Origin of the sequence: Nocardioides sp. Leaf285, from assembly GCF_001422955.1 — a bacterium.
Classification (GTDB): Bacteria; Actinomycetota; Actinomycetes; order Propionibacteriales; family Nocardioidaceae; genus Nocardioides; species Nocardioides kribbensis.
This window is the reverse complement of sequence record NZ_LMNH01000003.1, coordinates 895,563-921,860: the sequence shown is the minus strand read 5'-3', so window position 1 is coordinate 921,860 and position 26,298 is coordinate 895,563. Positions and strand designations below refer to the sequence as shown.

General features: G+C 74.9%; 25 protein-coding genes and 1 other RNA gene. 13 read left to right on the top strand and 13 right to left on the bottom strand.

Annotated elements, in window-relative coordinates:
- Nucleotides 1-58 precede the first annotated feature (58 nt).
- The 4 genes from ASF47_RS12640 to ASF47_RS12625 are packed head-to-tail and all read right to left on the bottom strand — an operon-like array spanning nt 59 to nt 5,775.
- Nucleotides 59-3,040, bottom strand: a complete 2,982-nt coding sequence (locus ASF47_RS12640) for a bifunctional [glutamine synthetase] adenylyltransferase/[glutamine synthetase]-adenylyl-L-tyrosine phosphorylase (protein WP_082500253.1) — start codon at nt 3,038-3,040, stop codon at nt 59-61.
- Nucleotides 3,037-3,852 carry a type 1 glutamine amidotransferase gene (locus ASF47_RS12635; protein WP_056864290.1) on the bottom strand — a complete coding sequence of 272 codons (816 nt, stop codon included), beginning with the start codon at nt 3,850-3,852 and terminating at the stop codon, nt 3,037-3,039. Before ASF47_RS12635 ends, ASF47_RS12640 begins: the two co-directional genes overlap by 4 nt.
- A gap of 56 nt (nt 3,853-3,908) precedes the next feature.
- Nucleotides 3,909-5,249, bottom strand: a complete 1,341-nt coding sequence (locus ASF47_RS12630) for a glutamine synthetase family protein (protein WP_056864289.1) — start codon at nt 5,247-5,249, stop codon at nt 3,909-3,911.
- Between the two features lie 58 nt (nt 5,250-5,307).
- Nucleotides 5,308-5,775 (bottom strand): hypothetical protein, encoded by a 468-nt coding sequence (locus tag ASF47_RS12625; protein WP_056864288.1) that lies wholly within the window; start codon nt 5,773-5,775, stop codon nt 5,308-5,310.
- 139 nt (nt 5,776-5,914) lie between these two features.
- Here ASF47_RS12625 and ASF47_RS12620 point away from each other — a divergent pair, with 139 nt between their 5' ends.
- Together ASF47_RS12620 and ASF47_RS12615 are read left to right on the top strand one after the other, a co-directional pair.
- Nucleotides 5,915-6,661 (top strand): response regulator transcription factor, encoded by a 747-nt coding sequence (locus ASF47_RS12620; protein WP_056864287.1) that lies wholly within the window; start codon nt 5,915-5,917, stop codon nt 6,659-6,661.
- 4 nt (nt 6,662-6,665) lie between these two features.
- Entirely contained in the window at nt 6,666-8,003 is a 1,338-nt protein-coding gene (locus tag ASF47_RS12615; RefSeq protein WP_056864286.1) for a sensor histidine kinase, read from the top strand.
- A gap of 111 nt (nt 8,004-8,114) precedes the next feature.
- Here ASF47_RS12615 and ASF47_RS12610 read toward each other — a convergent pair whose 3' ends face one another.
- The 4 genes from ASF47_RS12610 to galE all read right to left on the bottom strand — a co-directional run bounded on the left by ASF47_RS12610 (nt 8,115) and on the right by galE (nt 12,240).
- Entirely contained in the window at nt 8,115-8,492 is a 378-nt protein-coding gene (locus ASF47_RS12610) for a hypothetical protein (RefSeq protein WP_056864285.1), read from the bottom strand.
- Nucleotides 8,493-8,621: 129 nt separating this feature from the next.
- Complete coding sequence (locus ASF47_RS12605; RefSeq protein WP_056864284.1) at nt 8,622-8,993, bottom strand: hypothetical protein; 372 nt, start codon at nt 8,991-8,993, stop codon at nt 8,622-8,624.
- 125 nt (nt 8,994-9,118) lie between these two features.
- Complete coding sequence (locus tag ASF47_RS12600) at nt 9,119-11,167, bottom strand: NAD(+) synthase (protein WP_200919060.1); 2,049 nt, start codon at nt 11,165-11,167, stop codon at nt 9,119-9,121.
- Nucleotides 11,168-11,208: 41 nt separating this feature from the next.
- Complete coding sequence (gene galE, locus ASF47_RS12595) at nt 11,209-12,240, bottom strand: UDP-glucose 4-epimerase GalE (RefSeq protein WP_056864283.1); 1,032 nt, start codon at nt 12,238-12,240, stop codon at nt 11,209-11,211.
- A gap of 62 nt (nt 12,241-12,302) precedes the next feature.
- On the opposite strand from galE, the gene ASF47_RS12590 reads away from it, so the two are divergent.
- The 4 genes from ASF47_RS12590 to ASF47_RS12575 all read left to right on the top strand — a co-directional run bounded on the left by ASF47_RS12590 (nt 12,303) and on the right by ASF47_RS12575 (nt 16,931).
- The gene (locus ASF47_RS12590) at nt 12,303-12,821 is read left to right on the top strand and encodes a VOC family protein (RefSeq protein ID WP_056864282.1); all 519 of its coding nucleotides are present in this window, start codon (nt 12,303-12,305) and stop codon (nt 12,819-12,821) included.
- Nucleotides 12,822-12,953: 132 nt separating this feature from the next.
- Nucleotides 12,954-13,877: a 3-methyl-2-oxobutanoate hydroxymethyltransferase gene (gene panB / locus ASF47_RS12585; protein WP_056864281.1), complete on the top strand. Its 924-nt coding sequence runs from the start codon at nt 12,954-12,956 to the stop codon at nt 13,875-13,877.
- Nucleotides 13,878-14,234: 357 nt separating this feature from the next.
- Nucleotides 14,235-15,521: a PQQ-dependent sugar dehydrogenase gene (locus ASF47_RS12580; protein ID WP_056864280.1), complete on the top strand. Its 1,287-nt coding sequence runs from the start codon at nt 14,235-14,237 to the stop codon at nt 15,519-15,521.
- Nucleotides 15,522-15,635: 114 nt separating this feature from the next.
- The gene (locus ASF47_RS12575) at nt 15,636-16,931 is read left to right on the top strand and encodes a hemolysin family protein (RefSeq protein ID WP_056864279.1); all 1,296 of its coding nucleotides are present in this window, start codon (nt 15,636-15,638) and stop codon (nt 16,929-16,931) included.
- A gap of 100 nt (nt 16,932-17,031) precedes the next feature.
- On the opposite strand, the gene ASF47_RS12570 is transcribed toward ASF47_RS12575, so the two are convergent.
- Nucleotides 17,032-17,256 (bottom strand): hypothetical protein, encoded by a 225-nt coding sequence (locus ASF47_RS12570; RefSeq protein ID WP_156697876.1) that lies wholly within the window; start codon nt 17,254-17,256, stop codon nt 17,032-17,034.
- 89 nt (nt 17,257-17,345) lie between these two features.
- On the bottom strand, nt 17,346-17,561 hold the full coding sequence (locus tag ASF47_RS12565; RefSeq protein WP_056864277.1) for a hypothetical protein: 216 nt from the start codon (nt 17,559-17,561) through the stop codon (nt 17,346-17,348).
- 25 nt (nt 17,562-17,586) lie between these two features.
- On the opposite strand from ASF47_RS12565, the gene map reads away from it, so the two are divergent.
- A complete protein-coding gene (map, locus tag ASF47_RS12560; protein ID WP_235558734.1) occupies nt 17,587-18,450 on the top strand; it encodes a type I methionyl aminopeptidase in 864 nt (287 codons plus the stop codon).
- Here the strand turns inward: map and ASF47_RS12555 are convergent.
- Complete coding sequence (locus ASF47_RS12555) at nt 18,376-19,377, bottom strand: EamA family transporter (protein ID WP_082500252.1); 1,002 nt, start codon at nt 19,375-19,377, stop codon at nt 18,376-18,378. The genes map and ASF47_RS12555 overlap by 75 nt on opposite strands.
- A 109-nt stretch (nt 19,378-19,486) precedes the next feature.
- On the opposite strand from ASF47_RS12555, the gene ASF47_RS12550 reads away from it, so the two are divergent.
- The gene (locus ASF47_RS12550; RefSeq protein ID WP_056864275.1) at nt 19,487-20,557 is read left to right on the top strand and encodes a LysR family transcriptional regulator; all 1,071 of its coding nucleotides are present in this window, start codon (nt 19,487-19,489) and stop codon (nt 20,555-20,557) included.
- Nucleotides 20,558-20,609: 52 nt separating this feature from the next.
- On the opposite strand, the gene ASF47_RS12545 is transcribed toward ASF47_RS12550, so the two are convergent.
- Complete coding sequence (locus tag ASF47_RS12545) at nt 20,610-21,047, bottom strand: tetratricopeptide repeat protein (protein ID WP_082500251.1); 438 nt, start codon at nt 21,045-21,047, stop codon at nt 20,610-20,612.
- A 28-nt stretch (nt 21,048-21,075) separates the two neighbouring features.
- On the opposite strand from ASF47_RS12545, the gene rnpB reads away from it, so the two are divergent.
- From rnpB to ASF47_RS12530, 4 genes are all read left to right on the top strand, one after another.
- An RNA gene (rnpB, locus tag ASF47_RS14265) (RNase P RNA component class A) lies at nt 21,076-21,474 on the top strand.
- Nucleotides 21,475-21,541: 67 nt separating this feature from the next.
- Nucleotides 21,542-22,135: a hypothetical protein gene (locus ASF47_RS12540; protein WP_056864274.1), complete on the top strand. Its 594-nt coding sequence runs from the start codon at nt 21,542-21,544 to the stop codon at nt 22,133-22,135.
- Nucleotides 22,136-22,237: 102 nt separating this feature from the next.
- Entirely contained in the window at nt 22,238-23,470 is a 1,233-nt protein-coding gene (locus ASF47_RS12535; protein WP_056864273.1) for a glucose-1-phosphate adenylyltransferase family protein, read from the top strand.
- A 69-nt stretch (nt 23,471-23,539) separates the two neighbouring features.
- On the top strand, nt 23,540-23,770 hold the full coding sequence (locus tag ASF47_RS12530) for a hypothetical protein (protein ID WP_056864272.1): 231 nt from the start codon (nt 23,540-23,542) through the stop codon (nt 23,768-23,770).
- Between the two features lie 198 nt (nt 23,771-23,968).
- On the opposite strand, the gene ASF47_RS12525 is transcribed toward ASF47_RS12530, so the two are convergent.
- Nucleotides 23,969-25,420 (bottom strand): RNB domain-containing ribonuclease, encoded by a 1,452-nt coding sequence (locus tag ASF47_RS12525; protein ID WP_056864271.1) that lies wholly within the window; start codon nt 25,418-25,420, stop codon nt 23,969-23,971.
- A gap of 23 nt (nt 25,421-25,443) precedes the next feature.
- Here ASF47_RS12525 and yaaA point away from each other — a divergent pair, with 23 nt between their 5' ends.
- A complete protein-coding gene (gene yaaA, locus ASF47_RS12520) occupies nt 25,444-26,217 on the top strand; it encodes a peroxide stress protein YaaA (RefSeq protein WP_228942118.1) in 774 nt (257 codons plus the stop codon).
- Nucleotides 26,218-26,298: the final 81 nt, after the last annotated feature.

The window sequence follows — 26,298 nt, the reverse complement described above, 5'->3', positions numbered from 1 at the left end:
GCGCGTCCTCACCCGTCGGTGGGCCGGCGGGAGCGCCGCCGCGGACCGACCGGGCGGCTCACTCCCAGAAGACGCGGTCCACCACCGAGCGCGAGATCCGGGTCTGGCGCAGGTGGTCGTTGAGCATCTCCTCCGAGCCACTCGGCGGGTAGCCCAGGATGCTCGCCACGGCGGCGCGCTCGCGGGGGTCGCGCGGCAGCTGGTCGCTGGGGCCGCCACGCACCAGGGTGATGGCGTTGCGGATCCGGCTGACCCGGCGCCAGCCCTCGGTGAGCGCCTCGGCGTCGTCGGTGGAGACCAGCCCGGCGTCGCGCGCCGCGGCGAGCGCGGGCAGCGTGCGCGAGGTGCGCAGCCCGGGCACGGTGCCGGCCCAGCGCATCTGCAGCAGCTGGACGGTCCACTCGATGTCGGCCAGCCCGCCGCGGCCGAGCTTGAGGTGGGTGGCGGGGTCGGCGCCGCGGGGCAGGCGCTCCTGGTCGACGCGGGCCTTGATCCGCCGCACCTCGACCACGTCGTCCTCGGAGAGGCCGTCCGCGGGGTAGCGCAGCGGGTCGACGAGCTCCTCGAAGCGCCGGCGCACGCCCTCGTCGCCGACCACCGCGTCGGCGCGCAGCAGCGCCTGGAACTCCCACACCGCCGACCACTTGGCGTAGTAGGCGGTGTAGGAGTCGAGGGTCCGCACCAGCGGGCCCTGCTTGCCCTCCGGCCGCAGGTCGGCGTCGACGACCAGGGCGGGGTCGTGACCGGGGGCCGCCAGCAGCCGGCGCACCTCGTTGGCCACGGCCTGGGCGTAGGTCGAGGCGACGTGGGGGTCGGCGCCGGGCTCGGGCTCGTGGACGAACATCACGTCGGCGTCGCTGCCGTAGGACAGCTCGAAGCCGCCGTAGCGCCCCATCGCCACGATCGCCAGCCGGGTGGGCGCCGCGTCGAGCCGACGCTGGCGGCGTACGGCGGCGCCGGCGACCGCCAGCGTGGCCTCCAGGGTGGCGTCGGTGAGGCGGGAGAGCCCGGCCCCGACCTCGGTGACGTCGGTGAGGCCGAGCAGGTCGCCGGCGGCGATGCGGAAGAGCTCGCGGCGCCGGATGGCCCGCACGGCCCGCACGGCCTTGTCGGGGTCCTCGCGGCGCGCGGCTCCGGAGAGCATCTCCTCGCTGAGCGTCTCGGCCGCCAGGGGGGCCAGCGACTCCCCCAGCATCCGCACCCCCTGCGGCTCGCGCTCGAGCAGGGCGGTGGCGTAGCGCGACGTGGCGAGCACGTGGGCGAGCCGCTCGGCGACCTGGCCCTCGTCGCGCAGGGTCTGGAGGTACCACGGCGACCCGCCCAGGCTCTCGCTGATGCGACGGAAGCCGAAGAGCCCGGCGTCGGGGTCGGGGCCCTCGGCGAACCACTGCAGCATCACCGGGAGCAGCGTGCGCTGGATGTTGGCGGCGCGCGAGACCCCGCCCGTGAGCGCCTCGAGGTGGCGCAGCGCGGCCTCGGGGTCGAGGTAGCCCAGGGCGGCGAGGCGGGCGCGGGCGGCCTCGGGCGAGAGCCGGGCCTCCTCGCCCGGCAGCAGGGCCACGGCGCCGAGCAGCGGGCGGTAGAACAGCTTCTGGTGCAGCCGGCGCACCTCACGGCGGTGGTGCTGCCACTCCTTGTCGAGAGCGGTGGCGGAGTCGCGCAGGTAGCCCATGCTGCGCCCGAGCCGGCGCATCGAGGCCTCGTCGGCCGGCACGACGTGCAGCCGGCGCAGCTGGTGCAGCTGCATCCGGTGCTCCAGGGTGCGCAGGAAGGCGTAGGCCTCGTGCAGCGCCTCGCCGTCCTCGCGGCCGATGTAGCCGCCGCGGGTCAGACGTGCCAGCGCGCTCAGGGTCGTGGGCGGTCGGATCGAGGGGTCGGCACGACCGTGCACCATCTGCAGCAGCTGCACCGCGAACTCCACGTCGCGCAGGCCCCCCGAGCCGAGCTTGAGCTGGCGCTCGGCCTCGCGGCTGGGGATGTGGTCGACGACGCGGCGGCGCATCGCCTGGGTCTCCTCCACGAAGCCCTCCCGCTCGACCGCGGTCCACACCAGCGGGCCCATGGTGTCGACGTAGGCGCGCCCGAGCGCGCGGTCGCCGGCCACCGGGCGGGCCTTGAGCAGCGCCTGGAACTCCCAGGTCTTGGCCCAGCGCTGGTAGTAGCCCTCGTGGCTGGCCAGGGTGCGCACCAGCGGGCCCGACTTGCCCTCGGGGCGCAGGTTGGCGTCGACGGGCCAGATCTCGCCCTCGCCGGTGGGGTCGGAGCAGATGCGCATCAGGTGGGCGGCCAGCTGGGTCGCGGCGCGGTTGGCGGCGTTGTCGGAGGCGCCCTCGACGGCCTCGTAGACGAAGACCACGTCGACGTCGGAGACGTAGTTGAGCTCGTGGCCCCCGCACTTGCCCATCGCGATGACCGCCAGGCGGGCCAGGCCCGCGCCCTCCCCCACGCGCTGGCGGGCGACGGCGAGGGCGGCCTCCAGGGTGGCGGCGGCGAGGTCGGAGAGCTCGGCGGCGACGTCGTCGACGCCGAGGTGGTGGGAGAGGTCGCGCGCGGCCAGGCGCAGCAGGACCCGGCGGTACTCCACGCGCAGCGCGTCGACGGCCACCGGGTCGACCACGGTGGCGGTCGGCGTGGGGTCCGCGGGGTCGGCGCCCACCACGCGCAGCATGTCCTCGCGCAGGGCGTACGCCGCGGGACGCGTGCACCCGATCGCGGGGTCGGTCAGCTCGGTCCAGTGCTCCGGGTGGCGCGCGAGGTGCTCGGCCAGGGCGGTGCTGGCGCCGAGCACGCTGAGCAGGCGCATCGCGGTGCCCTCGTCGTCGGCGATCTCGCGCAGCATCGCAGCAGGGTCGTCGAGGCCCTCGACGAGGCGCACCAGCCCGGCGAGGGCCTGGTCGGGGTCGGCCGTGCCGGCCACGATGGCCAGCAGCGGCTCGGCGGCCTCCCCCAGCGCGGTGAGCCCCTCGCGGGCGGCCTGCGGGTCGAGGAAGCCCAGCCGGGAGAGGTTCTGCGGGGCGGGTGCCGCCGGCGGGCCGCTCACCGCTGTCGCGCCGCCTCGCGGTCGCCCGCCGCGACGTCGGCGAAGGCCTGCGCGAGCGGGCGCCAGGCCGCGTCGAGCTCGGCCCGCACGGCGTCGACCTCGGCGATCACCGCGGCCTGGTCGACCCCGCGGGCGGCGTGGCGCTCGGCGTCGCCGACGGCCCACGCGCGCACCACCGCGGCGTCGACCTCGGGGTGCAGCTGCACCCCCCACGCCCCGGGGGCGTGGCGCACGACCTGCGCCTCCCCCGCCGGCGTCTCGGCGAGCACGACCGCGCCGGGCGGCAGCTCGACCACGAGGTCGTCGTTCCAGTGCACCCCGCGGCGGGCGCCGGGGGCGACCGGGCCGACCAGGGCGTCGTCGGCCGCGGCGGCGGTCCAGCCGGTCTCCAGCAGGCCGACCTGCTGGCCGCGGGGGTTGCGGCCCACGCGGCCGCCGAGCGCCCGGCCCACCAGCTGGTGGCCCAGGCACACCCCGAGCACGGGCGTCTCGGCGCGGGTCGCCGTACGGACCAGCTGCTTGGTGGGGGCCAGCCACGGGTGGTCGGCGTCGTCGTCGGCACCCATCGACCCCCCGAGCACCAGCAGCGCGTCGTGGGCGGCGAGGTCGGCGGGCAGCGCGTCGCCGCGGTAGGGGTGGCGCACGTCGAGCTCGACGCCGGCCTCCTCCAGCCAGCGACCGACCAGGGCCGGCGGGCAGTCCTCCTGGTGCTGCACCACGAGCACCCGGGGCCGCCGGCGCGCGCCGGCGGGCGCGGTGTCGGGAGCAGTGTCAGGGGCGGTGTCAGGAGCGGGGTCGGTCGCGCGGGACATCGGGAGTCCTCTCCGTCGGTCGGGTGGTGCGGGTGGAGCCGGCGGTCGGGTCGGGCTCAGATGACCGGCAGCATCCGGTCGCGCTCGAAGGCCGAGACCTGGCCGCGGTACTCGTCCCACTCGGCGCGCTTGTTGCGCAGGAAGAAGTCGAAGACGCTCTCGCCGAGGGTGTCGGCCAGCAGCTCGGAGTCCTCGGCGATGGTGATCGCGTCGTTGAGGTTCTTCGGCAGCGGCGCGATGCCCAGGCTGGTGCGCTCGCGCTCGGTGAGCGACCAGACGTCGTCCTCGGCCTCGCGGGGCAGCTCGTAGTCGTGCTCGATGCCCTTCATGCCGGCGGCCAGCACCACGGCGTAGGCGAGGTAGGGGTTGCAGGCGGCGTCGATGGTGCGCAGCTCGATGCGGGTCGACTGGCCCTTGTTGGGCTTGTACATCGGCACCCGGATCATCGCCGAGCGGTTGTTGTGGCCCCAGCAGATGTAGGAGGGGGCCTCGCCGCCGAACATCATCCGCTTGTAGGAGTTGACCCACTGGTTGGTGATCACGGAGATCTCGGGGGCGTGGCGCAGGATGCCGGCGATGAACTGACGTCCGGTGCGCGAGAGGGAGTACTGCGAGCCGGCCTCGTAGAAGGCGTTCTCGTCGCCCTCGAAGAGCGAGACGTGGGTGTGCATGCCCGAGCCGGGGTGGGTCGTGTAGGGCTTGGGCATGAAGCTGGCCCAGATGCCCTGGCTCAGCGCCACCTCACGGATCACGGTGCGGAAGGTCATGATGTTGTCGGCGGTGGAGAGCGCGTCGGCGTAGCGGAGGTCGATCTCCTGCTGGCCGGGGCCGGCCTCGTGGTGGCTGAACTCCACCGAGATGCCCATCGACTCCAGCATCGTGATCGCCTCGCGGCGGAAGTCGGCGCCCTCGGACTGCGCGGTGTGGTCGAAGTAGCCGCTGCGGTCCACCGGCACCGGCTCCTCGCCGCGACCGGGCATGTCCTTGAAGAGGTAGAACTCGATCTCGGGGTGGGTGTAGAAGGTGAACCCCTTCTCGGCCGCCTTCGACAGGGTCCGCTTGAGCACGAAGCGCGGGTCGGCGTACGACGGGGAGTCGTCGGGCATGAGGATGTCGCAGAACATCCGCGCCGTGGCCGGCCCGTCGCCGCTGCGCCACGGCAGGATCTGGAAGGTCGACGGGTCGGGCTTGGCCAGCATGTCGGCCTCGTAGACGCGCGCGAAGCCCTCGATGGCCGAGCCGTCGAAGCCGATGCCCTCGCTGAAGGCGCCCTCGAGCTCGGCCGGCGCGACCGCCACGGACTTCAGCGAGCCCAGCACGTCGGTGAACCACAGCCGCACGAAGCGGACGTCGCGCTCCTCGAGCGCCCGGAGTACGAAGTCCTCTTGCTTGCCCATGCGGCGCAGCCTAGTGCCGCCGCGGGGCTCCGAGCAGGTGGGGCTCGGCAGGCGGTGCCTAGCCCGCGTCGGCCTGCGACGGCAGGGTCTTGCGCTCGATCTCGGCCACCGTCGGCACACCGGCGTTGCAGAAGACCTCGACCTCGATCGAGCGGGCGCCGCTGGTGAAGATCGCGTCGACGTCGTCGTCGGGACCGGTCTCGTAGCTCACGGTCGTCCACCCCCGGGCCGGGTGGGGCTCGACGCCGATGGCGGTGAAGCCCTGGCACTCCACGACGAAGCCGCCGAACTCGTCGCGCACGACCGTGCGGATGCTCTCGCCCTGCGGGTCGTAGGGGGCGTCGTCGTCCTGCTCGGCGTTGCGGATCAGCTCGTTGCTGCCCAGGGGGCCGCGGCCGCGGATGCTGTCGCCCAGCGAGGTCACCGCGAGCACGCCGATGGTCACGGCGAGCGCGGCGGCCAGGCCCCAGGCGAGGGCGTAGCCCACCACCCGGCGCCAGTCGCCCGTGCGCGCCCCTGTGTCCACGCCTCCATGGTCGCGGATCCGGGCGCCGCCTGTCCCCAGGGGCACCCCAAGCGAGGGTTAAGGCCAGGCTAAGGCGCGCCGCGACCACGGTCCGGCGGGGTGAGCGCCGCCCGGGGCCCGATGGCCTAGGTTCGGCGGTGTGGCGCAGGTGCTGATCATCGAGGACGACGCGCGCATCCGCCCGCTGCTGATGCGCTCGCTGGGCGAGCGCGGCTACGCCGTCTCCTCCGCGCCCACCGGCATGCAGGGCCTCAGCATGGCCGTGGAGACCCGCCCCGACCTGGTGATCCTCGACCTCGGGCTGCCCGACGTCGACGGCACGCAGGTGCTCTCGATGCTGCGCTCGGTCAGCGACGTGCCCGTGATCGTGGCCAGCGCCCGCGACGACGACCCCACGCTGGTGAGCTGCCTCGACGCCGGTGCCGACGACTACGTCGTCAAGCCCTACACGACCGCCCAGCTCGAGGCCCGCATCCGCGCGGTCATGCGACGCGTCGGCTCCGGCGCGCGCGCCCCGCGCACCTCGCTGGTGGTCGGTGGGCTGGAGATCGACGTCGCCGCCCGTCGCACCACCCTCGACGGCACCCCGGTCGACCTGAGCCCGCGCGAGTTCGACCTGCTGCGCCACCTCGCCGAGCGCGAGGGCGAGGTGGTCACCAAGAAGGAGCTCCTCACCGACGTGTGGAACCAGGCCTGGGGCGGCTCGGACAAGACCGTCGACGTGCACCTGTCCTGGCTGCGCCGCAAGCTCGGCGAGTCGGCCTCGCAGCCGCGCTACCTCCACACCGTGCGCGGGGTCGGGGTGCGCCTCGCCGCCCCCGAGGACACACCCCGGGCCGTGACCGGCACCGACACCGGCACCGGCACCGACACCGGCGACGTCTGAGCCGATGCGCCGGAGCCTGACCCTCACCGTCGCCGCCGCGGTGTCGATGGTGCTGCTCGCCATGCTCGTGCCGATGGGACTGCTGCTGCGCAGCTACGCCCTCGAGGACCGGCTCTCCCGCGCCGCGCTGGAGGTGCAGGCCACCGAGACGGTGGTCGCGGGGCAGGACCCGGGCGCCGTGAGCGTCTACCTCGGCCTGGTCAACCGCGGCACCGGCACCACCACGACCGTGTTCTACCCACCCGACGCCGACCACCCCGAGGGCTACTCGGTGCCCGAGTCGGGCGCGGCCACGCGACGCGTCGTGGCCACCCGCAACACCGGCCTGGCCCGCGTCGACGACGTCGCGGGCGGCGCGGAGTTCCTGGTGCCGGTCTCGCTCAGCGGCAACACCGCCGCTCCCGGCAACACCCCGGTCATCCGGGTCCGCGTGGAGGCCCCCGGCCTGGAGTCGGGCATCCTGCGCATCTACCTCGCGCTGGTGGCCCTCGGGCTGGTCCTGCTGCTGGCCGCGCTCGCCCTGGCCGACCGGATCGGACGCGGCTTCGTGCAGCCCGTCCGCGCGCTCGCGGCGTACGCCGGGCAGCTGGGCGACCGCCGGCGGCCCGACCCGGTGACCCCGAGCGGGCCGCTCGAGGTGCGCGAGCTCGCAGGCGCGATGAACCGGCTGGTCGGTCGCATCGAGGTGCTGCTCGCCCGCGAGCGCGACTCGGTCGCCGACGTGTCGCACCGGCTGCGGACGCCCATGACGGCGCTGCGCCTGCGTGTCGACTCCCTGGCCGACCCCGGCGACCGCGAGCGGCTCGGCGCCGACCTCGACGAGCTCGACGCCACGGTCGACCACGTGGTGCGCGAGGCCCGCCGCTCGCAGCGCGAGGGCCTGGTGCCCGAGGCCGACGCGGTCGCGGTGGTCACCGAACGCACCGACTTCTGGGAGGCGCTGGCCGAGGACCAGGGCCGCGCCCTCGTGCTGGTCGTCGACCCCGACCTCGGCGCCGGTGGCGCCGTGCCGGCGCGGGTGCGGGCGGCCGAGGAGGACCTGCAGGCGCTGGTGGACGTGCTGCTCGACAACGTCTTCTCCCACACCCCCGACGGCGCCGACCTGCGCGTCGAGCTGACGCCGCGTCCCGGCGGCGGGGTCCTGCTCCTCGTCGACGACGCCGGGAGCGGCTTCCCCGACGGCGTCGACGTCACCGCCCGCGGCACCTCGGGCGCGGGGTCCACGGGCCTGGGGCTGGCCATCGCCGTGCGCACCGCGGAGGAGTCGGGCGGCTCGCTGGCCCTGGAGCGCTCCCCCGCCGGCGGCGGTCGGGTGCGGGTCGAGCTCGGTCCCCCGACCTAGGGCGCACGGAAGGCACGAGCGGCGCGGGCAGCACGACGACGGGGCCGCTCCCGGAGGAGCGGCCCCGTTGGGTGGTGCCGTGCGCGCTGCCACGCGCGGGGTGCCGTCAGGTCAGAGGGTGACCTTGGTGGAGCAGGTGGGGCTGCCGCCGACGCGGGTGGCGATGAAGCGGAAGGTGTCCTTGCCGGCGGTGTTGGGGCGGGTGCGCTCGACGTCGATGTCGCCCTCGTTGTCGGCGCGGCGGGTGTCCTTGAAGATGACCTTGCCGTCCTGCTTGAGCACGAGCTTCCAGCGGGAGCCGGCCTTGACGTTGTCGAGGTCGCCCTGGATCTCGTACTGGCCGTCGTCGGTCTCGACGTCGAGGGAGAAGCGGCCGTCGCCGCAGACCCCGCCGCGCTCGACGGCGTGGGCGGGAGCCGCCACGAGGGTGGTGGCCGGGACGGCGACGAGGGCGGTCGTGGCGAGCAGGGCGGCGGTGCGCTTGATCATGGTGGGTCCTCCTGGGACGGGTGGTGCGGGAAGGGGTGGATGGGAGGAGCGGGTCGAGCCGGGTGGAGCGGTTCAAGCGGGTGGAGCGGTTCGAGCGGGTGGAGCCGTGGTGGCGGCAGAGCCGTGGCCTCAGTCGAGGTCGACGGTGCAGGCCTCGCCGCCCTGGGGCGTGGCGACGACGCTGAAGACGGCGTCGGCGTCCTCGTCGCCGAGCACGTCGACGTCGAGCTCGGCGTCCTCGTCGGTGGTGCGCTCGCCGGAGAACAGCGCGGTGCCGTCCTGCTCGACGACGACCTCCCAGGCCTCGCCGGCGCTGGCCGACTGGAGCTCGAAGTTCACCTCGAGGTTGTCGTCGTCGTCCTCGGCGCTGAGCTCGTAGGTCGCGTTGCCGCAGGTGCCTCGGGTCTGCAGGTCGGTGCCGCCGCCGAGCATCGCCCAGGCGCCGCCTCCGACGAGCACGACCACGACGACCGTCGCGACGACCAGCAGGGCCTTCTTCATGTCTGTGTCTCCTCGTCTCGTGCTGACGAGGAAGAGACTGTCGCGACCTGCGCTAACCGCGAACCATGGATCCGCTAAGGCGGGGCTAAGGTCGTGGAATCCTCAACCGGCGCGTCGCGAGCGCTTCAGCGCGGGACGTGCGCCTCGATCTCGGCCAGCCACGCGGCGGCCGAGGCGTCGGAGGGCATGCGCCAGTCGCCGCGCGGCGACATCGTGCCGCCGGCACTGACCTTGGGCCCGTTGGGCAGCGCGGAGCGCTTGAACTGGCTGGCGAAGAAGCGGGTCACGAAGACCTCCAGCCAGTGCCGCACGGCGGGCAGGTCGTACGCCGCCCGCCGCTCGACCGGGTGCCCGGCGGGCCACTGGCCGGCGTCGGCGTCGCGCCAGGCGTGCCACGCGAGGAACGCCACCCGGCTGGGGCGCATGCCCAGGCGCAGCACGTGGTGGAGGGTGAAGTCCTGGAGCGGGTAGGGCCCCACGGTGTCCTCGGTCGCCTGGGGCCGCTCGCCCTCGGTGGTCGGCACGAGCTCGGGGGTGATCTCCTGGAGCACGATCTCGCGCAGCAGGGCGTTGGTCTCCTCGTCGAACTGGTCGCTGTCGGCGACCCACCGGATGAGGTGCTGCACGAGGGTCTTGGGCACCCCGGCGTTGACGTTGTAGTGCGACATCTGGTCGCCGACGCCGTAGGTGCACCAGCCCAGCGCGAGCTCGGAGAGGTCGCCGGTGCCGACGACGATGCCGCGGCGGTGGTTGGCCAGGCGGAAGAGGTAGTCGTAGCGCAGCCCGGCCTGGACGTTCTCGAAGGTCACGTCGTAGGCGGGCGCGCCGTCGCTGAAGGGGTGGTCGAGGTCGCGCAGCATCTGCTCGGCGGCCGGGCGGATGTCGAGCTCCTCGAAGGTGACGCCGAGGGAGGCGGCCAGCCGGGTGGCGTAGGACTTCGTGACGTCGCCGGTGGCGAAGCCCGGCATGGTGAAGGCGTGGATGTCGCTGCGCGGTCGCCCGAGGCGGTCCATGGCGCGCGCGGCCACGATGAGGGCGTGGGTGGAGTCGAGGCCGCCGCTGACGCCGATGACGGCCTTGGGCTGTCCGATCGCGGTGAGGCGCTGCTCGAGGCCGAAGACCTGGATGGCGTAGGCCTCGTAGCAGTCCTGCGCGAGGCGCGCCGGGTCGTTGGGCACGAAGGGGAAGCGGTCGACGGCGCGGCGCAGCCCGACGTCGCCGGTGGGCGGGTCGAGGGTGAAGGAGACGGTGCGGAAGGCCTCGACCCGCTCGGCGTGGGTGCGGCGGTTGTCGTCGAACGTGCCCTGGCGCAGCCGCTCCTGGCGCAGCCGGTCGAGGTCGACGTCGGCCACGGTGCGCACGGGGCCCCGGGCGAAGCGCTCGCCCTCGGCCAGCAGGTCGCCGCACTCGTGCACGAGGGTCTGGCCGTCCCAGGACAGGTCGGTGCTCGACTCGCCCTGGCCGGCGGCGGCGTAGACGTAGGCCGCGGAGCAGCGCGCGCTGGCGCTGCGCACCAGCAGGTGGCGGTCCTCGGCACGGGCGACGGTGATCGGGCTGCCGGAGAGGTTGGCCAGGACCGTGGCACCGGCGAGGGCGGCCTCCGCGCTGGGCGGCACGGGCACCCACATGTCCTCGCAGACCTCGACGTGGAGGGTCAGCCCGCGCACGTCCTCGGCGGTGAAGAGCAGGTCGGGACCCAGCGGCACGTCGTGGCCGCCGAGGTGCAGCGTGGCGCCGCGCCGGTCGTCGCCGGGGGCGAAGTGGCGTCGCTCGTAGAACTCCCGGTAGGTCGGCAGGTGCGACTTGGGTGCCACGCCCAGGACCCGGCCGCGGTGGATCACCACGGCGCAGTTGAGCACGCGCGTGCCGTGCACCAGCGGGGCCCCGACCACGAGCACCGGCAGCAGGTCGACCGACCCGGCGCGCACGGTCTCGATCGCGTCCTCGACGGCCTCGAGGAGCACGTCCTGCAGCAGGAGGTCCTCGATGGAGTAGCCCGAGAGGCACAGCTCGGGGAAGACGGCCACGGCCACGGCGTCGTCGTGGCAGGCCCGGGCCTGCTCGAGCACCCGCGCGGCGTTGGTCGCCGGGTCGGCGATCGCGACGGGCACCGTGCAGGCCGCGACCCGAGCGAAGCCCTGGGCGTAGGCCGAGTAGAAGTCCACGGCGCCCATCCTAGGGATGCCCGCGCCGGGGACCTCCCCGGCCGGACCGCTCAGCGCCGGGTGCCGTCGGGGAAGCCGTGCGGGTTGCGCGACTGCCAGTACCAGGTGTCGGCGCACATCTCGTCGACGGTGCGGGTGGCCTCCCAGCCCAGCTCCTCGCGGGCCCGGGTGGCGTCGGCCCACATGCGGGGCAGGTCGCCGGGGCGCCGGCCGACCACCTCGTAGGGCAGCTCGCGGCCCACGGCCCGCTCGAAGGCGTGGAAGAGCTCCATCACGCTGGTGCCGTGCCCGGTGCCGAGGTTGAAGGCGCGCGCGGGCTCGGCCATGTCGTCGAGGTGCTCCAGGGCGGCGACGTGGCCGGCGGCGAGGTCCATGACGTGGATGTAGTCGCGCTCGCAGGTGCCGTCGTCGGTGGGGTAGTCGTCGCCGAAGACCGAGAGCCGCTCGCGCCGGCCCACCGCGACCTGGGCGATGAACGGCATGAGGTTGTTCGGGATGCCCTGCGGGTCCTCGCCGAGGTCGCCCGAGGGATGGGCGCCCACGGGGTTGAAGTAGCGCAGCAGCGCCGTGCGCTGGCCCGGGGTCGCGGCCGCGACGTCGGAGAGCACGTGCTCGATCATCACCTTGGAGCGGCCGTAGGGGCTCAGGGCGCTGAGGTCGGCGTAGTCCTCGTGGAAGGGCAGGGGGGCCTTGTCGCCGTAGACGGTGGCCGAGGAGGAGAAGACGAGGCGGTGCACGTCGTGGCGGCGCATGGCCTCGACGAGGGAGAAGGTGGAGTCGAGGTTGTTGCGGTAGTACTCCAGCGGCTTCGCGACGCTCTCCCCCACGGCCTTGAAGCCGGCGAAGTGGATCACCGCGTCGATCTCCTCCACCGCGAAGAGGTGGGAGGTCTTGTCGACGTCGGTGAGGTCGATGGCGTGCAGCGGCACGTGGCGCCCGGAGAGCGCCTCGAGGCGGGCCACGACCGTGGGCTTGCTGTTGGAGAAGTCGTCGACCACCACGACGTCGTGGCCGGCCTCGATGAGGGCGAGGACGGTGTGGGACCCGATGTAGCCGGCACCGCCGGAGACCAAGACGCGCATGGGGAGGAACCTACCGAGGCCGGCGCCGATGACTTCCCCGCCCCGCCGTGGTCTGCCCCCGCATGAGCCTCAGCACAGGAGACAGGCCCGCCGGCAGCATCACCCCCTGCCTGTGGTTCGACCACGAGCTGGAGGAGGCGGCGTCCTTCTACACCGCGATCTTCCCCCGGTCCTCGGTCGGCCACCTGTCGCGGTACGGCGAGGGCGCCCCGATGCCCGCGGGCACGGTGATGGCCGGGGAGTTCACCCTCGACGGCCTCACCTTCCGCGCGATCAACGGCGGACCGCTCCACGCCGGCTTCACGCCGACGGTCTCCTTCAGCATCGCCTGCCGCGACCAGGCCGAGGTCGACCACTACTGGCGGCGCCTCGGCGACGGCGGGGAGGAGTCGCGGTGCGGGTGGCTGACCGACCGCTTCGGGCTGTCCTGGCAGGTCGTGCCCGACCGGCTCGGCGAGCTGGTCTCCGACCCCGACCCCGCACGGGCCGGAGCCGCGATGCAGGCCATGCTCGGCATGCGGCGCATCGTCGTGGCCGAGCTCGAGGCCGCGGCCGACGCGGCCGGCCGGCCCGTCAGCTGACGTCGGGCCGCGTCGGTGTGAGCACCACCACCCGCTGGCGCACCTGCCGCCCGGCCACCTCGCGCCCCTAGCCTGGGAGCAGTCCGTGGACTCCATCCGGGAGCCGCGAGATCGCAGCCGAAGGAGCTCGTCATGAGCACGCCCAGCCCCGGGTCGCCCGACCCGTCCGTGCCGTCGTCCGCCGCGCCCGAGGAGCCCGCGCCCTACGGCACCGGCCCGGCCGCCCCCACCGCAGCCGCCGCAGCCGCCGCACCCGCCCCGGCACGACGCGTGCGCACCCACCACCTGCGCGAGATGAAGCAGCGCGGGGAGCGGATCACGATGCTCACCGCCTACGACCAGTACTCCGCGCAGACCTTCGACGAGGCCGGCATCGACGTCCTGCTCATCGGCGACTCCGCCTCCAACAACGTGCTCGGCAACGAGACCTCGCTGCCGGTCACCGTCGACGAGCTGCTGCCGCTCACCCGCGCCGTGGCCCGCTCGGCGCGGCGCGCGATGGTGCTCGGCGACCTGCCCTTCGGCTCCTACCAGGGCTCGCCGCAGCAGGCCTACGACACCGCCGTGCGCTTCATGAAGGAGGGGGGCGCCCACGCCGTGAAGCTCGAGGGCGGAGCCGAGATGGCGCCCCAGATCGAGCTGCTCACCCGCGGCGGCGTGCCGGTGATGGCCCACATCGGCTTCACGCCCCAGAGCGAGCACACCCTCGGCGGCTACCGCGTGCAGGGCCGCGGCGACACCGCCGCCCGGGTGCTGGCCGACGCGCGGGCGGTCGAGGCCGCCGGCGCCTTCGCCGTGGTCATGGAGATGGTGCCCGGCGACGTCGCCGGCGAGGTCAGCCGTGCGTTGGGCATCCCCACGATCGGCATCGGGGCCGGCCCCGAGTGCGACGGCCAGGTGCTGGTGTGGCAGGACGCCCTGGGTCTGCGCACCGGGCGGATGCCGCGCTTCGTCAAGCAGTACGCCGACCTGCACGGCGTCATGCTCGACGCGGCCCGTGCCTACGCCGCCGACGTCAGGGGCGGCACCTTCCCCGGCCCCGAGCACACCTTCTGACGCGACCTCCGGGCAGCACGAGACAGCCCGCGCGCCGCTCCCCCCGGAACGTCGTGCGGGCTGTCCTCGTGTGTCCGACGACGGGGGCGCTGTGGCCCCCCAGCCACGTGGTCCCCCGGGAGCGCGCGACCCTCCGTCGCCTTCTCCGTCGGCAGCCGGTCCGTCCCCCCGGAAGGTCCGGCTGATGGGTAGAACACTACGGACGTCAGGCCCACGGCCGGTCCACGCAGCGGTGACACGACCCCACCGGTTCGGTAACACGACGCCCGGCACCGCAGCGCCCGGCGGGCGCTCCTCCACACGAGATCCACCGATCGGGTGGATGCCTCCGGGCGGGTCGCGCCGTAGCGTGGCGCCATGGCCCCTCTCGGACTCCGCCGCCCCACCCGCCCCGCCGGCAGTCCCGCCCACCGTGGCGGCCGCCTGAGCGCGTGCGCCGCCGCCGTGCTCGCCGCCGCGCTCCTCGCCCCCGCGGCACCGACCGCCCAGGCGGCACAGGCGACGCCCGACGGCCAGGGCCCCACGGACTCACGCACCGCGGCTCCCGGGAGCACCGCCGACCCTCACCCCGCCCCCGTCACCGCACCCCGGGCCGTGCCGCGGCTGAGGGTGTCGCGGGTGGCCTCCGGTCTCGACCACCCGTGGGACGTGCGCTCCATCGGCGAGGGGCGCCTCCTGGTGACCCAGCGCGACCGCGCCGCGCTCACCGTGGTCGAGGGTGGCGAGACCCGCGACGTCGACTTCCCCTCCGACCAGGTGTGGGTCTCCGGGGAGACCGGCCTCATGGGCCTGGAGGTCGACCCCCGCTTCGCCGACAACGGGCGCTTCTACACCTGCCAGGGCGCCACGACCTCCGGCGGCGGCCACGACGTGCGCGTGGTCGCCTGGACCCTCGACGACGCCGCCACCACCGCGACCCGCGCCAAGGTGCTCCTCAAGGGCCTGCCCGCCTCCTCCGGGCGCCACGGCGGCTGCCGGCTCCTCGTCGCCCGCGACGGCTCGCTGCTCGTCGGCACGGGCGACGCCGCGGTCGGCACCAACCCCCGCGACCTGACCTCGCTGGGCGGCAAGACCCTGCGCCTCGACCGCCGCACGGGCGCCCCCTGGCCCGGCAACCCCTTCCCCGGTGCGAAGGTGCGCAGCAAGCGCTACGTCCACACCTACGGCCACCGCAACGTGCAGGGCCTGGCCCAGCGCGCCGACGGCAGCCTGTGGTCGGTGGAGCAGGGCAGCTTTCGCGACGACGAGGTCAACAAGCTCCGCAACGGCGGCGACTACGGCTGGCACCCCGTCCCCGGCTACAACGAGCAGGTGCCGATGACCGACCGGTCGCTGCCCGGCACCCAGGTCGCCGCCCGGTGGCGCTCGGGCCCCTCGACCGTCGCCACCTGCGGTGCCACCTTCGTGCGCGGGAAGCAGTGGGGCGCCCTGCGGGGCGCCCTCGCCGTGGCGGTGCTCAAGGACACCGAGGTGCTCTTCCTGACCTTCGACGCGCGGGGTGACCTGCGCAAGGTCCGCGCCCCCGCGGCGCTGAAGGAGCACGGCCGCATCCGCCAGGTCACCCAGGCCCCCGGCGGCGCGCTGCTGCTGACCACCGACAACGGCGACGGGAACGACGTCGTGCTGCGGGTCACCCCGGCCTGACCGGACCCGGCCCGACCCCGGCCCGCCCCCGGCCCGACCCCGGCCGCATCCGGATCACCCCTTGGGGCGATCAGGCACGCTCGGCACCACCTCGCCCCCGCACCAGGAGAACCGGTGGACCAACAGACCCTGATCAACGCAGCCCTCGTGCTGGCCTTCGTGCTCGTCGGAGGGGTGTTCGCCGGCACGGAGATCGCGCTGGTCTCCCTGCGCGAGAGCCAGGTCAGCGACTTCGAGAAGCGCGGCGGGCGCGCCGGACGCGTCGCCCACGTCGCGCGCCAGCCCAACCGCTTCCTCGCCGCCGTGCAGATCGGCGTGACCGTGGCCGGCTTCTTCTCCGCCGCCTACGGCGCCTCGACGCTCGCGCCCGACTTCGCGCCCTTCCTCGTCGGCGCGGGCCTGCCCGAGGCGGCGGCCGACACCGCCGCCCTGGTCCTGCTGACCCTCGTGGTGGCCTACGTCAGCCTCGTGCTGGGCGAGCTGGTGCCCAAGCGCATCGCGCTGCAGCGCTCCGCCGGCGTCGCCCTGGTCGTCGGGCCGCCGCTCGACCGCTTCGCCAACCTCATGCGCCCGGTGATCTGGCTGCTGTCGAAGTCGACCGACGCCGTGGTGCGCCTGGTCGGCGGCGACCCCCACGCGGCCTCGGAGGAGATGAGCGAGGACGAGCTGCGCTACATGGTCGACCAGCACGAGGGCCTCGGCGAGAGCGAGCGCCAGATCCTCGTCGACGTCTTCGACGCCGGCGACCGCACGCTGGTGGAGGTGATGCGGCCCCGCGCCGACGTGACGGTGCTGCGCGTCGAGGACACCGTGGCCCAGGCCTTCGCCACGATCCGCGACAACCCCTTCTCCCGCTACCCCGTCATCGGGCGCGACGTCGACGACGTGCGCGGCTTCGTGCACGTGCGCGACCTGTTCGGCGCCGACCCCGACGACCCCACCGACACCGTCGAGCAGCACCTGCGCGCGGTGACCCACCTGCCCGGCACCAACCGGGTGCTGCCCACCCTGACCTGGATGCGCAAGCAGCGGGCCCACCTCGCGGTCGTCGTCGACGAGTACGGCGGCACCGACGGCATCGTCACCCTCGAGGACCTGGTCGAGGAGCTGGTCGGCGAGATCGACGACGAGTACGACGACCCCGCGACCCACCAGCGCACCTCCGACGACGGCGAGGTCGACGCCGCGCTGACCATCGAGCAGTTCGCGACCCAGACCAGCGTGGAGCTGGCCGACGGACCCTACGAGACGGCCGCGGGCTACGTGCTGCACCGCCTCGGGCGCATCCCGGACGTCGGCGACGACCTCGCTGTCGGTGGGCACACCCTCGTCGTCACCGGCCGCGAGGGCGCGCGCCTGACCCGGTTGTCGGTGAAGCAGCCCGAGCCCGAGCCCGAGCCCACCGCCTGAGCGCGGGGCACCGCGGTCCGGCGGTGGCGCTGCTGCCGGGGCGGGGCGGCGTCGTGAGGCGGCGTGCGGGGCGGCGTGGCGGGCCGGCGTGGTGGGGCGGCTAGTCCGCCCAGCCCCACCAGGCCGCCCCCGCGACGACCGTCGCGAAGAGCACCACGAAGCCGACCACCGGCACCCACGGCACCCAGCCGGGATGCAGGCTCCACCAGGCCGCGGCCACCAGGAGCAGGAGGGCCCAGAAGGCCAGCAGCAGGGCCTGACCCCACCACGGCGTGACCGGGCCGCTCGCGGCGTACAGGAAGAAGACCGCGGCCATGCCGGCCATGCCGACGAAGGGCCACGGGGAGGCGGCGTCCGCGCGGCGCGGCGGGCGACCGGGTCGGCCCCGCCCCCCGCCCCAGCCGGGGGCCACCGTCAGCGGGGGTCCCCGCCGGCGGCGGGGGCGTCGTCGTTCCAGTCCGGGTCGCCGTCCCAGTCCTCGTTGCGCTGGGCCGCCTTCTCCAGGGCCCGCTCGGCCTCGGCCCGCGTGGCGTAGGGGCCGAGCCGGTCCTTGCTGGGGCTCAGGTCCTCGGTGGTCTCCACCCGGTGGAGCTTGACGTTGAACCAGTACTCGCCGTCGCTGTCAGCCATGGGGGCGAAACTACACTTCACGCCCGTGACCCCTCCCGCAGCCGCCCCCGTGACCCCGGCCGCCGTCAGCCCGCGCCGCCCGGTGCCCGCCCACATCGTGCGCCCCGAGTACGTCGACCGCCCCGCCCCCGCTCCCTTCGAGGGCAGCGAGGTCAAGGACGCCGAGACCATCGAGCGCATGCGCGCGGCCTGCCGCCTGGCCGCGCAGGCACGCGAGACCGTCGGCGCGGCGGTGCAGCCGGGGGTCACCACCGACGAGCTCGACCGCCTCGGCCACGAGTTCCTGTACGACCACGGCGCCTACCCCTCCACGCTCGGCTACCGCGGCTTCCCCAAGTCGCTGTGCTCCAGCGTCAACGAGATCGTCTGCCACGGCATCCCCGACAGCCGCGTGGTCGAGGACGGCGACATCGTCAACATCGACATCACCGCCTACCTTGACGGCGTGCACGGCGACACCAACGCCACCTTCCTCGCCGGCGACGTCGACGAGGAGTCGCGGCTGCTGGTCGAGCGCACCCGCGAGGCCCTCGACCGGGCGATCAGGGCGGTCATGCCCGGCCGACGGCTCAACGTCATCGGCCGGGTGATCGAGACCTACGCCCGTCGCTTCGACTACGGCGTGGTCCGCGAGTTCACCGGCCACGGCATCGGCACCCACTTCCACTCCGGGCTCGTGGTGCCGCACTACGACGACCCGCACTACGACGACGTCATCAACGTGGGCATGACCTTCACCATCGAGCCCATGCTCAACCTCGGCACCCACGAGTGGACGATGTGGGACGACGGCTGGACGGTGGCCACCAAGGACCTACGGCGCTCGGCGCAGTTCGAGCACACCCTCCTCGTCACCGCCGACGGCGCCGAGGTCCTCACCCACCCCTGAGCCCGCCCCCGCCGCCGCACGCGAGCCCCGGCGCCGGCGCCACGCGTGGGGCAGCAGCACACCCCCCACCACGAGCACCCCGCCGAGCACCTCGGCCAGCGCGGGGGTCTCGCCCAGCACCAGCCACGCGGTCGTGATGCCGGTGACCGGCACCAGCATCGAGAAGGGCGCGACCGCGCTGGAGGGGTTGCGCCGCAGCAGCAGCGTCCACAGCCCGCTGCCGACCAGGGTGCCGACGACCACGGTGTAGAGCAGGCCGAGGTTGGCCGCGGCCGCCTCGGGCGCGGCACCCGGACCCACGGCGGAGCCGAGCGACGCGAGGATCCGGTCCGGCCCCTCGACCAGGAGCGAGAGCGCCAGCATCGGCAGCGGGGGCACGACCGTCATCCACAGCATGAGCGCGAAGGGCGAGGCGCTCGCCGGCCCGGCCTGGGCCTGGGCCTGACGCGAGGCGATGTTGCCCAGGGCCCAGCCCAGCGCCCCCAGCAGCACCAGCACCGTCGGCAGCAGCGAGACCGTCAGGCCGCGGTAGGCCGCGATCACCAGCAGCCCGGCCATCGCCACCGCGATGCCCACCCAGGTCGCGCGGGAGGGGCGCTCGCCCAGGCACGCCGCCGCGATCAGCACCGTGAAGGGCGCGGAGGCCTGGAGCACCAGCGAGGACAGCCCGACCGGCATGCCGGCGGCCATGCCGGCGTAGAGGAACACGAACTGGAGCACGCCGAAGCCCACGCCGTAGCCGACCAGCCAGCGCGCGGGCACCTGCGGGCGCCGCACCAGCAGCAGCGTGGGCACCGCGATCACGGCGAAGCGCAGCGCGACCAGGAACATCGGCGGGTAGTGCTCCAGGGAGGCGTGGATGGCCAGGAAGTTCACCCCCCAGCAGACCGAGACGAGCACGGCGAGCAGGGCGTCGCGGCGGGTCACCGGCGGCCCACCCGGAGCGGGACGTGCGTGAGGGTCATGCACCCAGCCTGGGGCCACCCACCGTGAAGGTCCATGTCATCGTTCTGCAGCGACTGCGTAGTCTTCCTTCATGGACGTCCCGACCGGGCAGGCCCCGCCCCCGCGCCACCTCGACGTCCGGCGGCTGGGGCTGCTGCGCGACCTCGAGCGGCTCGGCACCGTCACCGCGGTGGCCGGGCGCGCCCACCTGACCCCCACGGCGGTCTCCCAGCAGCTCAAGACCCTGGAGCGCGAGGCCGGCGCCAGCCTGCTGCGCCGGGTCGGTCGCCGCGTCGAGCTCACCGACGCCGGCCGGGTGCTCTGCGAGGCCGCGGGCGAGGTCGAGCAGGCGCTCGAGCGCGTGCAGGCCCGGTGGGACGACTACCACGGCGAGGTGCGGGGCACCGTGCGGCTCAGCGTCTTCCCCACCGCCGCGCAGGGTCTGCTCCCCCACCTGCTCACCGCCCTCTCCCGCCACCCCGGTCTGGAGCTGGAGGTGGTCGAGGCCGACCTCCACGGCGACGAGTACGCCGCGCGCACCGACCTCGCCGACGTCGTCCTGGCCCACCGCGCGTCGGTCGACGGCGCGTGGTCGGGCGCGGTGTCGCAGGCCCTGTGGCGACGGCGCGGCGTGCGGGTGGTCGACCTGGTCGAGGAGCCGCTCGACGTGGGTGTGCCGCCCGGCCACCCCCTGGCCGGTACCACCCGGCCGGTCCGGGTCGAGGACGTGCGCGCCGAGACCTGGGTCGGGGTGCCGGCCGGCTGGCCCTTCGACCGGGCGCTGCTGGCGTGGTTCGCCGCCGCGGGCGCCCCGGCGCCGCAGGTGACCCACCGCTTCGCCGACCTGCGCACCCAGCAGGCGCTCGTGGGTGCCGGGCACGGCCTCGCCCTGCTGCCGCGCCACGCCGCGCGCCTCGGCGACGCGGGCTCGGGCCCCGCGTCGGGGTCGGGCGCCCGCTCGGGGGCGGGCAGGCCGGTGCTGCTGCCCACCGCCGAGCCCGTGCAGACCAGGCGCATCGCCGCGCTCGCCCGCGCCGACCAGGCCGAGCGGGCCGCGGTGCGGGTGGTGCTGGAGGCGCTGCGCGAGGTGGCGCCGCGCTACCGCGGGCACGCCGCTGTCCCGACGGCCCCGACGGTCCGCGGCGACCGCGAGGGCGGCTGACCCACCCCAGGCCCCGAGGCCGGGTCAGGTCGGGGTCAGGTCAGGTCGGGGGTCAGGTCAGGTCGTCGAAGGACCGCTCGCCGGCCTCGGCGAGGCGCCGCTCGACGCGGAGCACCGCGACCTCGTGCTCGGGGTCGCCCGACATCGCCGCGGCCAGCCGCAGGTGGGGCAGGGCGTCGGCGAGGCGGCTCTGGCGCTCCAGGGCGCGCCCCAGCGCGTGGCGCGCCCACAGGTCGTCGGGCTTCTCCTCCACCAGGCCGGCCAGCTCGGCCTCGGCCTTCGTCAGCTGGGCGCGCAGCAGGTACGCCCAGGCGCGCAGGGTCCGCAGCCCCGAGCTGGTCGGGTCGAGGGCGAGCGCGGGCTCGAGCACGGCGAGCGCCTCGGCCGGTGCGCGGCGCGCGAGCAGGTCGTGGGCGACGCGGTAGGCCGACTCCGCGCCGGTCTGGCCGGGGAACACGAGGGGCGGGGGCACCAGGTCGTCGGAGGACACGCCCCCACGGTACGTTCTCTCCTGCGGACGGGCTGGCCGGGCGACCGCGTCGTCTCCCTCGGGAGGCGCCGAGGAAGGTCCGGGCTCCACAGGGCGTGGTGGTGGGTAACGCCCACCCGGGGTGACCCGCGGGACAGTGCCACAGAGAACAGACCGCCGCCGAGGGCTCCGGCCCGAGGCGGTAAGGGTGAAACGGTGGTGCAAGAGACCACCAGCGCCCCGGGCGACCGGGGCGGCTAGGCAAACCCCACCTGGAGCAAGGTCAAGAAGTACGGAGCCGCGAGGCCCCGCACGCGTGCACGTCTGAGGGTGACCCGCCCGAGTGCACGGGTAGACCGCTGGAGGCTGTCGGCAACGGCAGTCGTAGATGGATGGTCGCCGCCGGCGCGAGCCGGCACAGAACCCGGCCTACAGGCCAGCCCGTCCGCACCCCGGGGTCCGCTGCACCGCGCGTGCCCCTTCACCCCGGGACGCCGAGGTCCTAGGGTCGCGAGATGCCCGAGTTCACCTGGCTCCCGGCCCACCGCGCCTCCGCCGAGGACGTCGCGGCCGTGTTCGCGGCGGGCGGGGCGAGCAGGTGCCGCTGCCAGGGCCTGAAGGCGCCGGGCTGGATCTGGCGCGACACCACCCAGGAGCAGCGGGAGGCGGCGCTGGTCGCGCAGACCGCCTGCGGCACCGACGGCCCGACCTCCGGTCTCGTCGGCTACGTCGACGGCGAGCCCGCCGGCTGGGTCGCCGTCGAGCCGCGCGAGCACTACCCCCGCATCTGGAGCCGCAAGCAGCCGTGGATGCGTCAGGACCCCGAGCTGTCCGGCGTCTGGTCGGTGACCTGCTTCCTGGTGCGGTCGGGCTGGCGCAGGGGCGGTCTCACCTACGAGCTCGCCGCGGCCACCGTCGAGTACGGCGCGCAGGTCGGCGCCCACGTCCTCGAGGGCTACCCGATCGAGCCCGCCCCGGGGCGCACCGTCATCTGGGACGAGGCGTCGGTCGGGCTCCTGCAGGTCTTCCTCGAGGCCGGCTACGAGGTCGTCTCCTCCCCCACCCTGCGCCGCCGCGTGGTGCGGCACCGGCTGGCCGCCGGGGCCTGAGCCGAGCCCGCGCCGCGTCCCGGGCGGAGCCGCGGCGCCCGTGGTGCCCGCACCACCCCGGGGGGCCTCGCGCACGGGACGGCGTCCGTGCTTGGGTGACCCATGACCAGACCCCGCGTGCTCGCGATCGTCCAGGCCGGCGGCGCCGGTGGGCGCATGGACGTGCTGACCCGGGAGCGCGCCAAGCCCGCGCTGCCCGTGGCCGGCGTCCTGCAGCTCGTCGACTTCCCGCTGTCCAACCTCACCCACAGCGGCATCAGCGACGTGTGGCTCTCGGTGCAGTTCCAGGGCGGCACGCTCGAGGAGGAGGTCGCCAACGGACGCCCGTGGGACCTCGACCGCACCCGCGGCGGCCTGCGGCTGCTCATGCCCGAGGAGGGCACCGGCAGCCTCGACGAGGAGGGCTTCGCTCGGGGCAACGCCGACGAGCTCTACCGGCTGCGCCACCAGATCACCGGCTTCGGCGCCGACGTCCTGCTGGTGATGAGCGCCGACCACGTCTACACCTACGACTACGCCGAGCTCGTCGCCGCCCACCTCGACCGCGGCGCCGAGTGCACCCTGCTCACCAGCGAGGTCGACCCCTCCGAGGCGGGCGACCACGGGGTCGTCGAGGCCGACGACGACGGCCTCGTCACCGGCTTCGCCTACAAGCCCGACGAGCCCGTGACCTCGGTGGTCTCGACCGAGGTCATCGCCTACGACCCGGTCGTGCTGGTGGCGGTGCTCGAGGAGCTGCACCGCGAGCTCGGCGCCGACAGCCCGGCCGGCGACTCCGGGCTCGACGACTTCGGCGACCACCTGGTGCCGCGGCTGGTGGAGCGGGGCCGCACCCGGGCGCTGGCCCTCGACGGCTACTGGCGCGACCTGGGCGAGCCCCACAAGTACCTGCGCACCCACCACGACCTGCTCCTCGACGACCAGGGGGTGCTGGGTCGCGCCGACTGGCCGATCCTCACCCGCCAGCCGCAGCGCTCGCCGGCGCGGCTGCGCGACGGCGCCGACGTCGTCGACAGCCTCGTCTCCCCGGGCTGCCAGGTCGCGGGGTCGGTGCACCGCAGCGTGCTGGGGCCCGGGGTGGTCGTCGAGGAGGGCGCGATCGTCACCGACAGCGTGCTCTTCGCCGACTCCGTGGTCGGTGCCCGCAGCGCCGTGCACGACGCCGTCGTCGACGTGCGCTGCCGCGTGGGCGTCGGCGCCATGGTCGGTGCGCCCCGCGAGACGGCCTCGCGGCCCGACCCCGAGCACGTCGTGCTGCTCGGCCGTGAGTGCACGGTCGGCGAGGGCGTGGTGCTCGAGCCCGGTGCGCGGCTGGAGCCCGGCACCACCGCCTGAGCGCACCGCCCCGACGTACGTCACACTGCTCACCTGCCGCCGACCGGCGGCGCCGACGGAAGGAACCCCATGGCCACCTACGACGCCGACCTGCAGGCCGCGGTCGACTCCACCTCGGTCGCCTACGCGACCGGCCAGACCGAGCTGCTCGACTACCTGCGCGGCGAGCTGGCCCAGCGCGACATCGAGACCTCCGACGAGGACTGGCTGCACCGCATGGTCGAGGGCATCAAGGCCGACCGCGGCTTCATGATCGACAGCGAGCCGTCGGACTACGAGCGCCCGCGCCGCGACACCTGAGCCCCGTCGGGACGCTTCTGACCGGCTCCCCGGCCAGAAATGTCCGATCGGAGGAGTGATCGCCCCCGCGCGCTGGGGAGAGTAGGACCCACGGCCCCCCGGGTGGCTGCGACGCGGCTCGCGTTCCCCCCGGCACGAGACGCGGCAGACCCGGGGGCCGGCCTACCTCGCCCCACGACGCTCCCGCGGCGGCACCGCTCACTCCACCAGCGCGAACCCGACCCTCCCGGTCGTCACGTCGGCGCTCTCCAGCCTGACCCGTACGTCGGCCCCGAGCGGCAGCTCGCCCGCCGCCGTGACCGTGGCCTCCACGGCGGGGTCGGCCACCACGACGGTGCCCCGGTGACCCTCGTCGTCGACCGAGACGACCACGCCGGCCATCTCCTCGCCCACGCGCCCGGCGAGCACCCCGGCCTCCACCAGGTCGAGCACCGCCCGCTCGTAGCGACCGGCCAGCTGCCCCGAGCGCTGCAGCGTGCGCGGCAGCTCGTGGAGCTCGGCCAGCACCCACGCGGGCACGTCCTCCCCCGCGCACAGCGCGAGGCACACCTCCCCGGCGTACCGGTCGCCCAGGCGGCGCAGCGGCGCCGTGACGTGGGCGTACTCCGAGGCCAGCGCGGCGTGCTGCGGGTCGGCCGGCACCTCGCCGTCGAAGCCGACGTAGCCGCTGCCGCGCAGCAGCCGGGTGCAGGCCACGACCATCGCGGCGTGCGCGGGCAGCGACGGGTCGAGGGAGCGGACGAAGTCGGGGTAGAGCTGCTCGGCGGGCCACTCGACGCCCAGCGCGCGGGCGGTGCGGTGCAGCCGCTGCACGTCGCGCGGGTCCGGCGGCGGCAGGGTGCGCAGCAGGCCGACGCGGCCGTAGACCATGAGCGCGGCGGCTGCGAAGCCGGTGAGCAGGGAGAGCTGGGCGTTCCACTCCTCCACCGGCAGCTGCCGGCGGAACTCGAGGTGCCAGGTCTCCCCGTCGACGTCGACCTCCTGCTCGGGCAGCGGCAGCGACACGCCGCCGCGCGCGGCCTCGCGCGCCAGGCGGATCGGTCCGAGCTCGGCCAGGACCCGCAGCGAGTCGGCCGCGCTGCCGTCGTCGATCGCGGCCTGGGCCTGCTCGTAGGACAGCTGGGCGGTCGAGCGCACCCGGGCCCGCTCGACCACGACGTCGGTGCGCTCGCCCTCGGCGCTCAGGGTGATCGTCCACAGCAGCGCGGACCGCACCTGCCCCGGCAGCAGGGAGGCGGCGTCCTCGCTGAGCACCCGCGGGTGCAGCGGCACCTTCGCGTCGGCGGCGTAGAGGGTCTCGCCGCGGCGGTGGGCCTCGACGTCCACGGGGTCGCCGGGGGTCACGAAGGCCGCGACGTCGGCGATCGCGTAGTGCACGACGAAGCCGCCGTCGTCGCTGCGCTCGAGGTGCAGCGCCTGGTCGAGGTCGCGCGCGCCCTCGGGGTCGATGGTCAGCAGCGGCAGGTCGGTGCGGTCGAGGTCGGGCAGCCGGGGCGCAGCGGCCGCGCGCGCGGCGGCCTCCTCGACCTCGGCCGGGAAGGCCTCGGTGACCTCCAGCTCCTCGCGGATGCGGTCGATCCCGGCGCGCAGCCGGGTCGCGGCCACCCCGTCGTCGGAGGAGCGGACCCGGACCACGCGGTTGCTGGGCATGCAGGCACCATAGCGACGTGCTGATGCTGCTGCCCCCCAGCGAGGGCAAGACCGCGCCGCGGCGTGGCAAGCCCCTCGACCTCGGGTCCCTCTCCTCCCCCTCGCTCACCCCCGCCCGCGAGCGCGTCGTCGACGCACTGGTCGCCCTGTGCGAGGGCGATCCCGAGGCGGCGGCCCGCACCCTCGACGTCGGCTCCACCCAGCTCGACCTCGTCGACCTCGACCGGCGCCTGCGCGAGAGCCCCACGGCGCGCGCCGACCAGGTCTACGCCGGGGTCGTCTACGACGCGCTCGACGCCGCCACCCTCTCCCCCGCCGCCCGGCGCCGCGCCGCCACCCGGCTCGCGGTCGTCTCCAGCGTCTTCGGCCTGGTGCGCCCCGCCGACCGGATCCCCGCCTACCGGCTCTCCGGTGGCACCTCGCTGCCCGGTCTCGGCCCCGTCGCCGGGGTCTGGCGCGAGGCGCTGGGCCCGGCCGTGCTCGACGCCGTCGGCGACGGCCTGCTCGTCGACCTGCGCTCCTCGACGTACGCCGCCTTCTGGCGCCCCTCGCCCGAGGAGGCGCGCCGCGTGGCCACCGTGCGCGTGCTCCACGAGGTCGACGGGGTGCGCAAGGTGGTCAGCCACTTCAACAAGGCCACCAAGGGTCGCCTCGTGCGCGGGCTGCTCGAGGACGGCGCCAACCCCCGCACCCCGGCGCGGCTCGCCGAGGCGCTGCACGACCTCGGCTGGACCGTCGAGGTCGGCGCCCCCGGACCCCAGGGCACCCGCCTCGACGTAGTGGTCGCCGCGCTCTGACCGGCCGCGATCTCACCGGGGCCCGGTGCCGCTGTGCCGGGAGATCGTGGGGCTCGCCCGTCGCCCCTGCGTCCAGGGCTC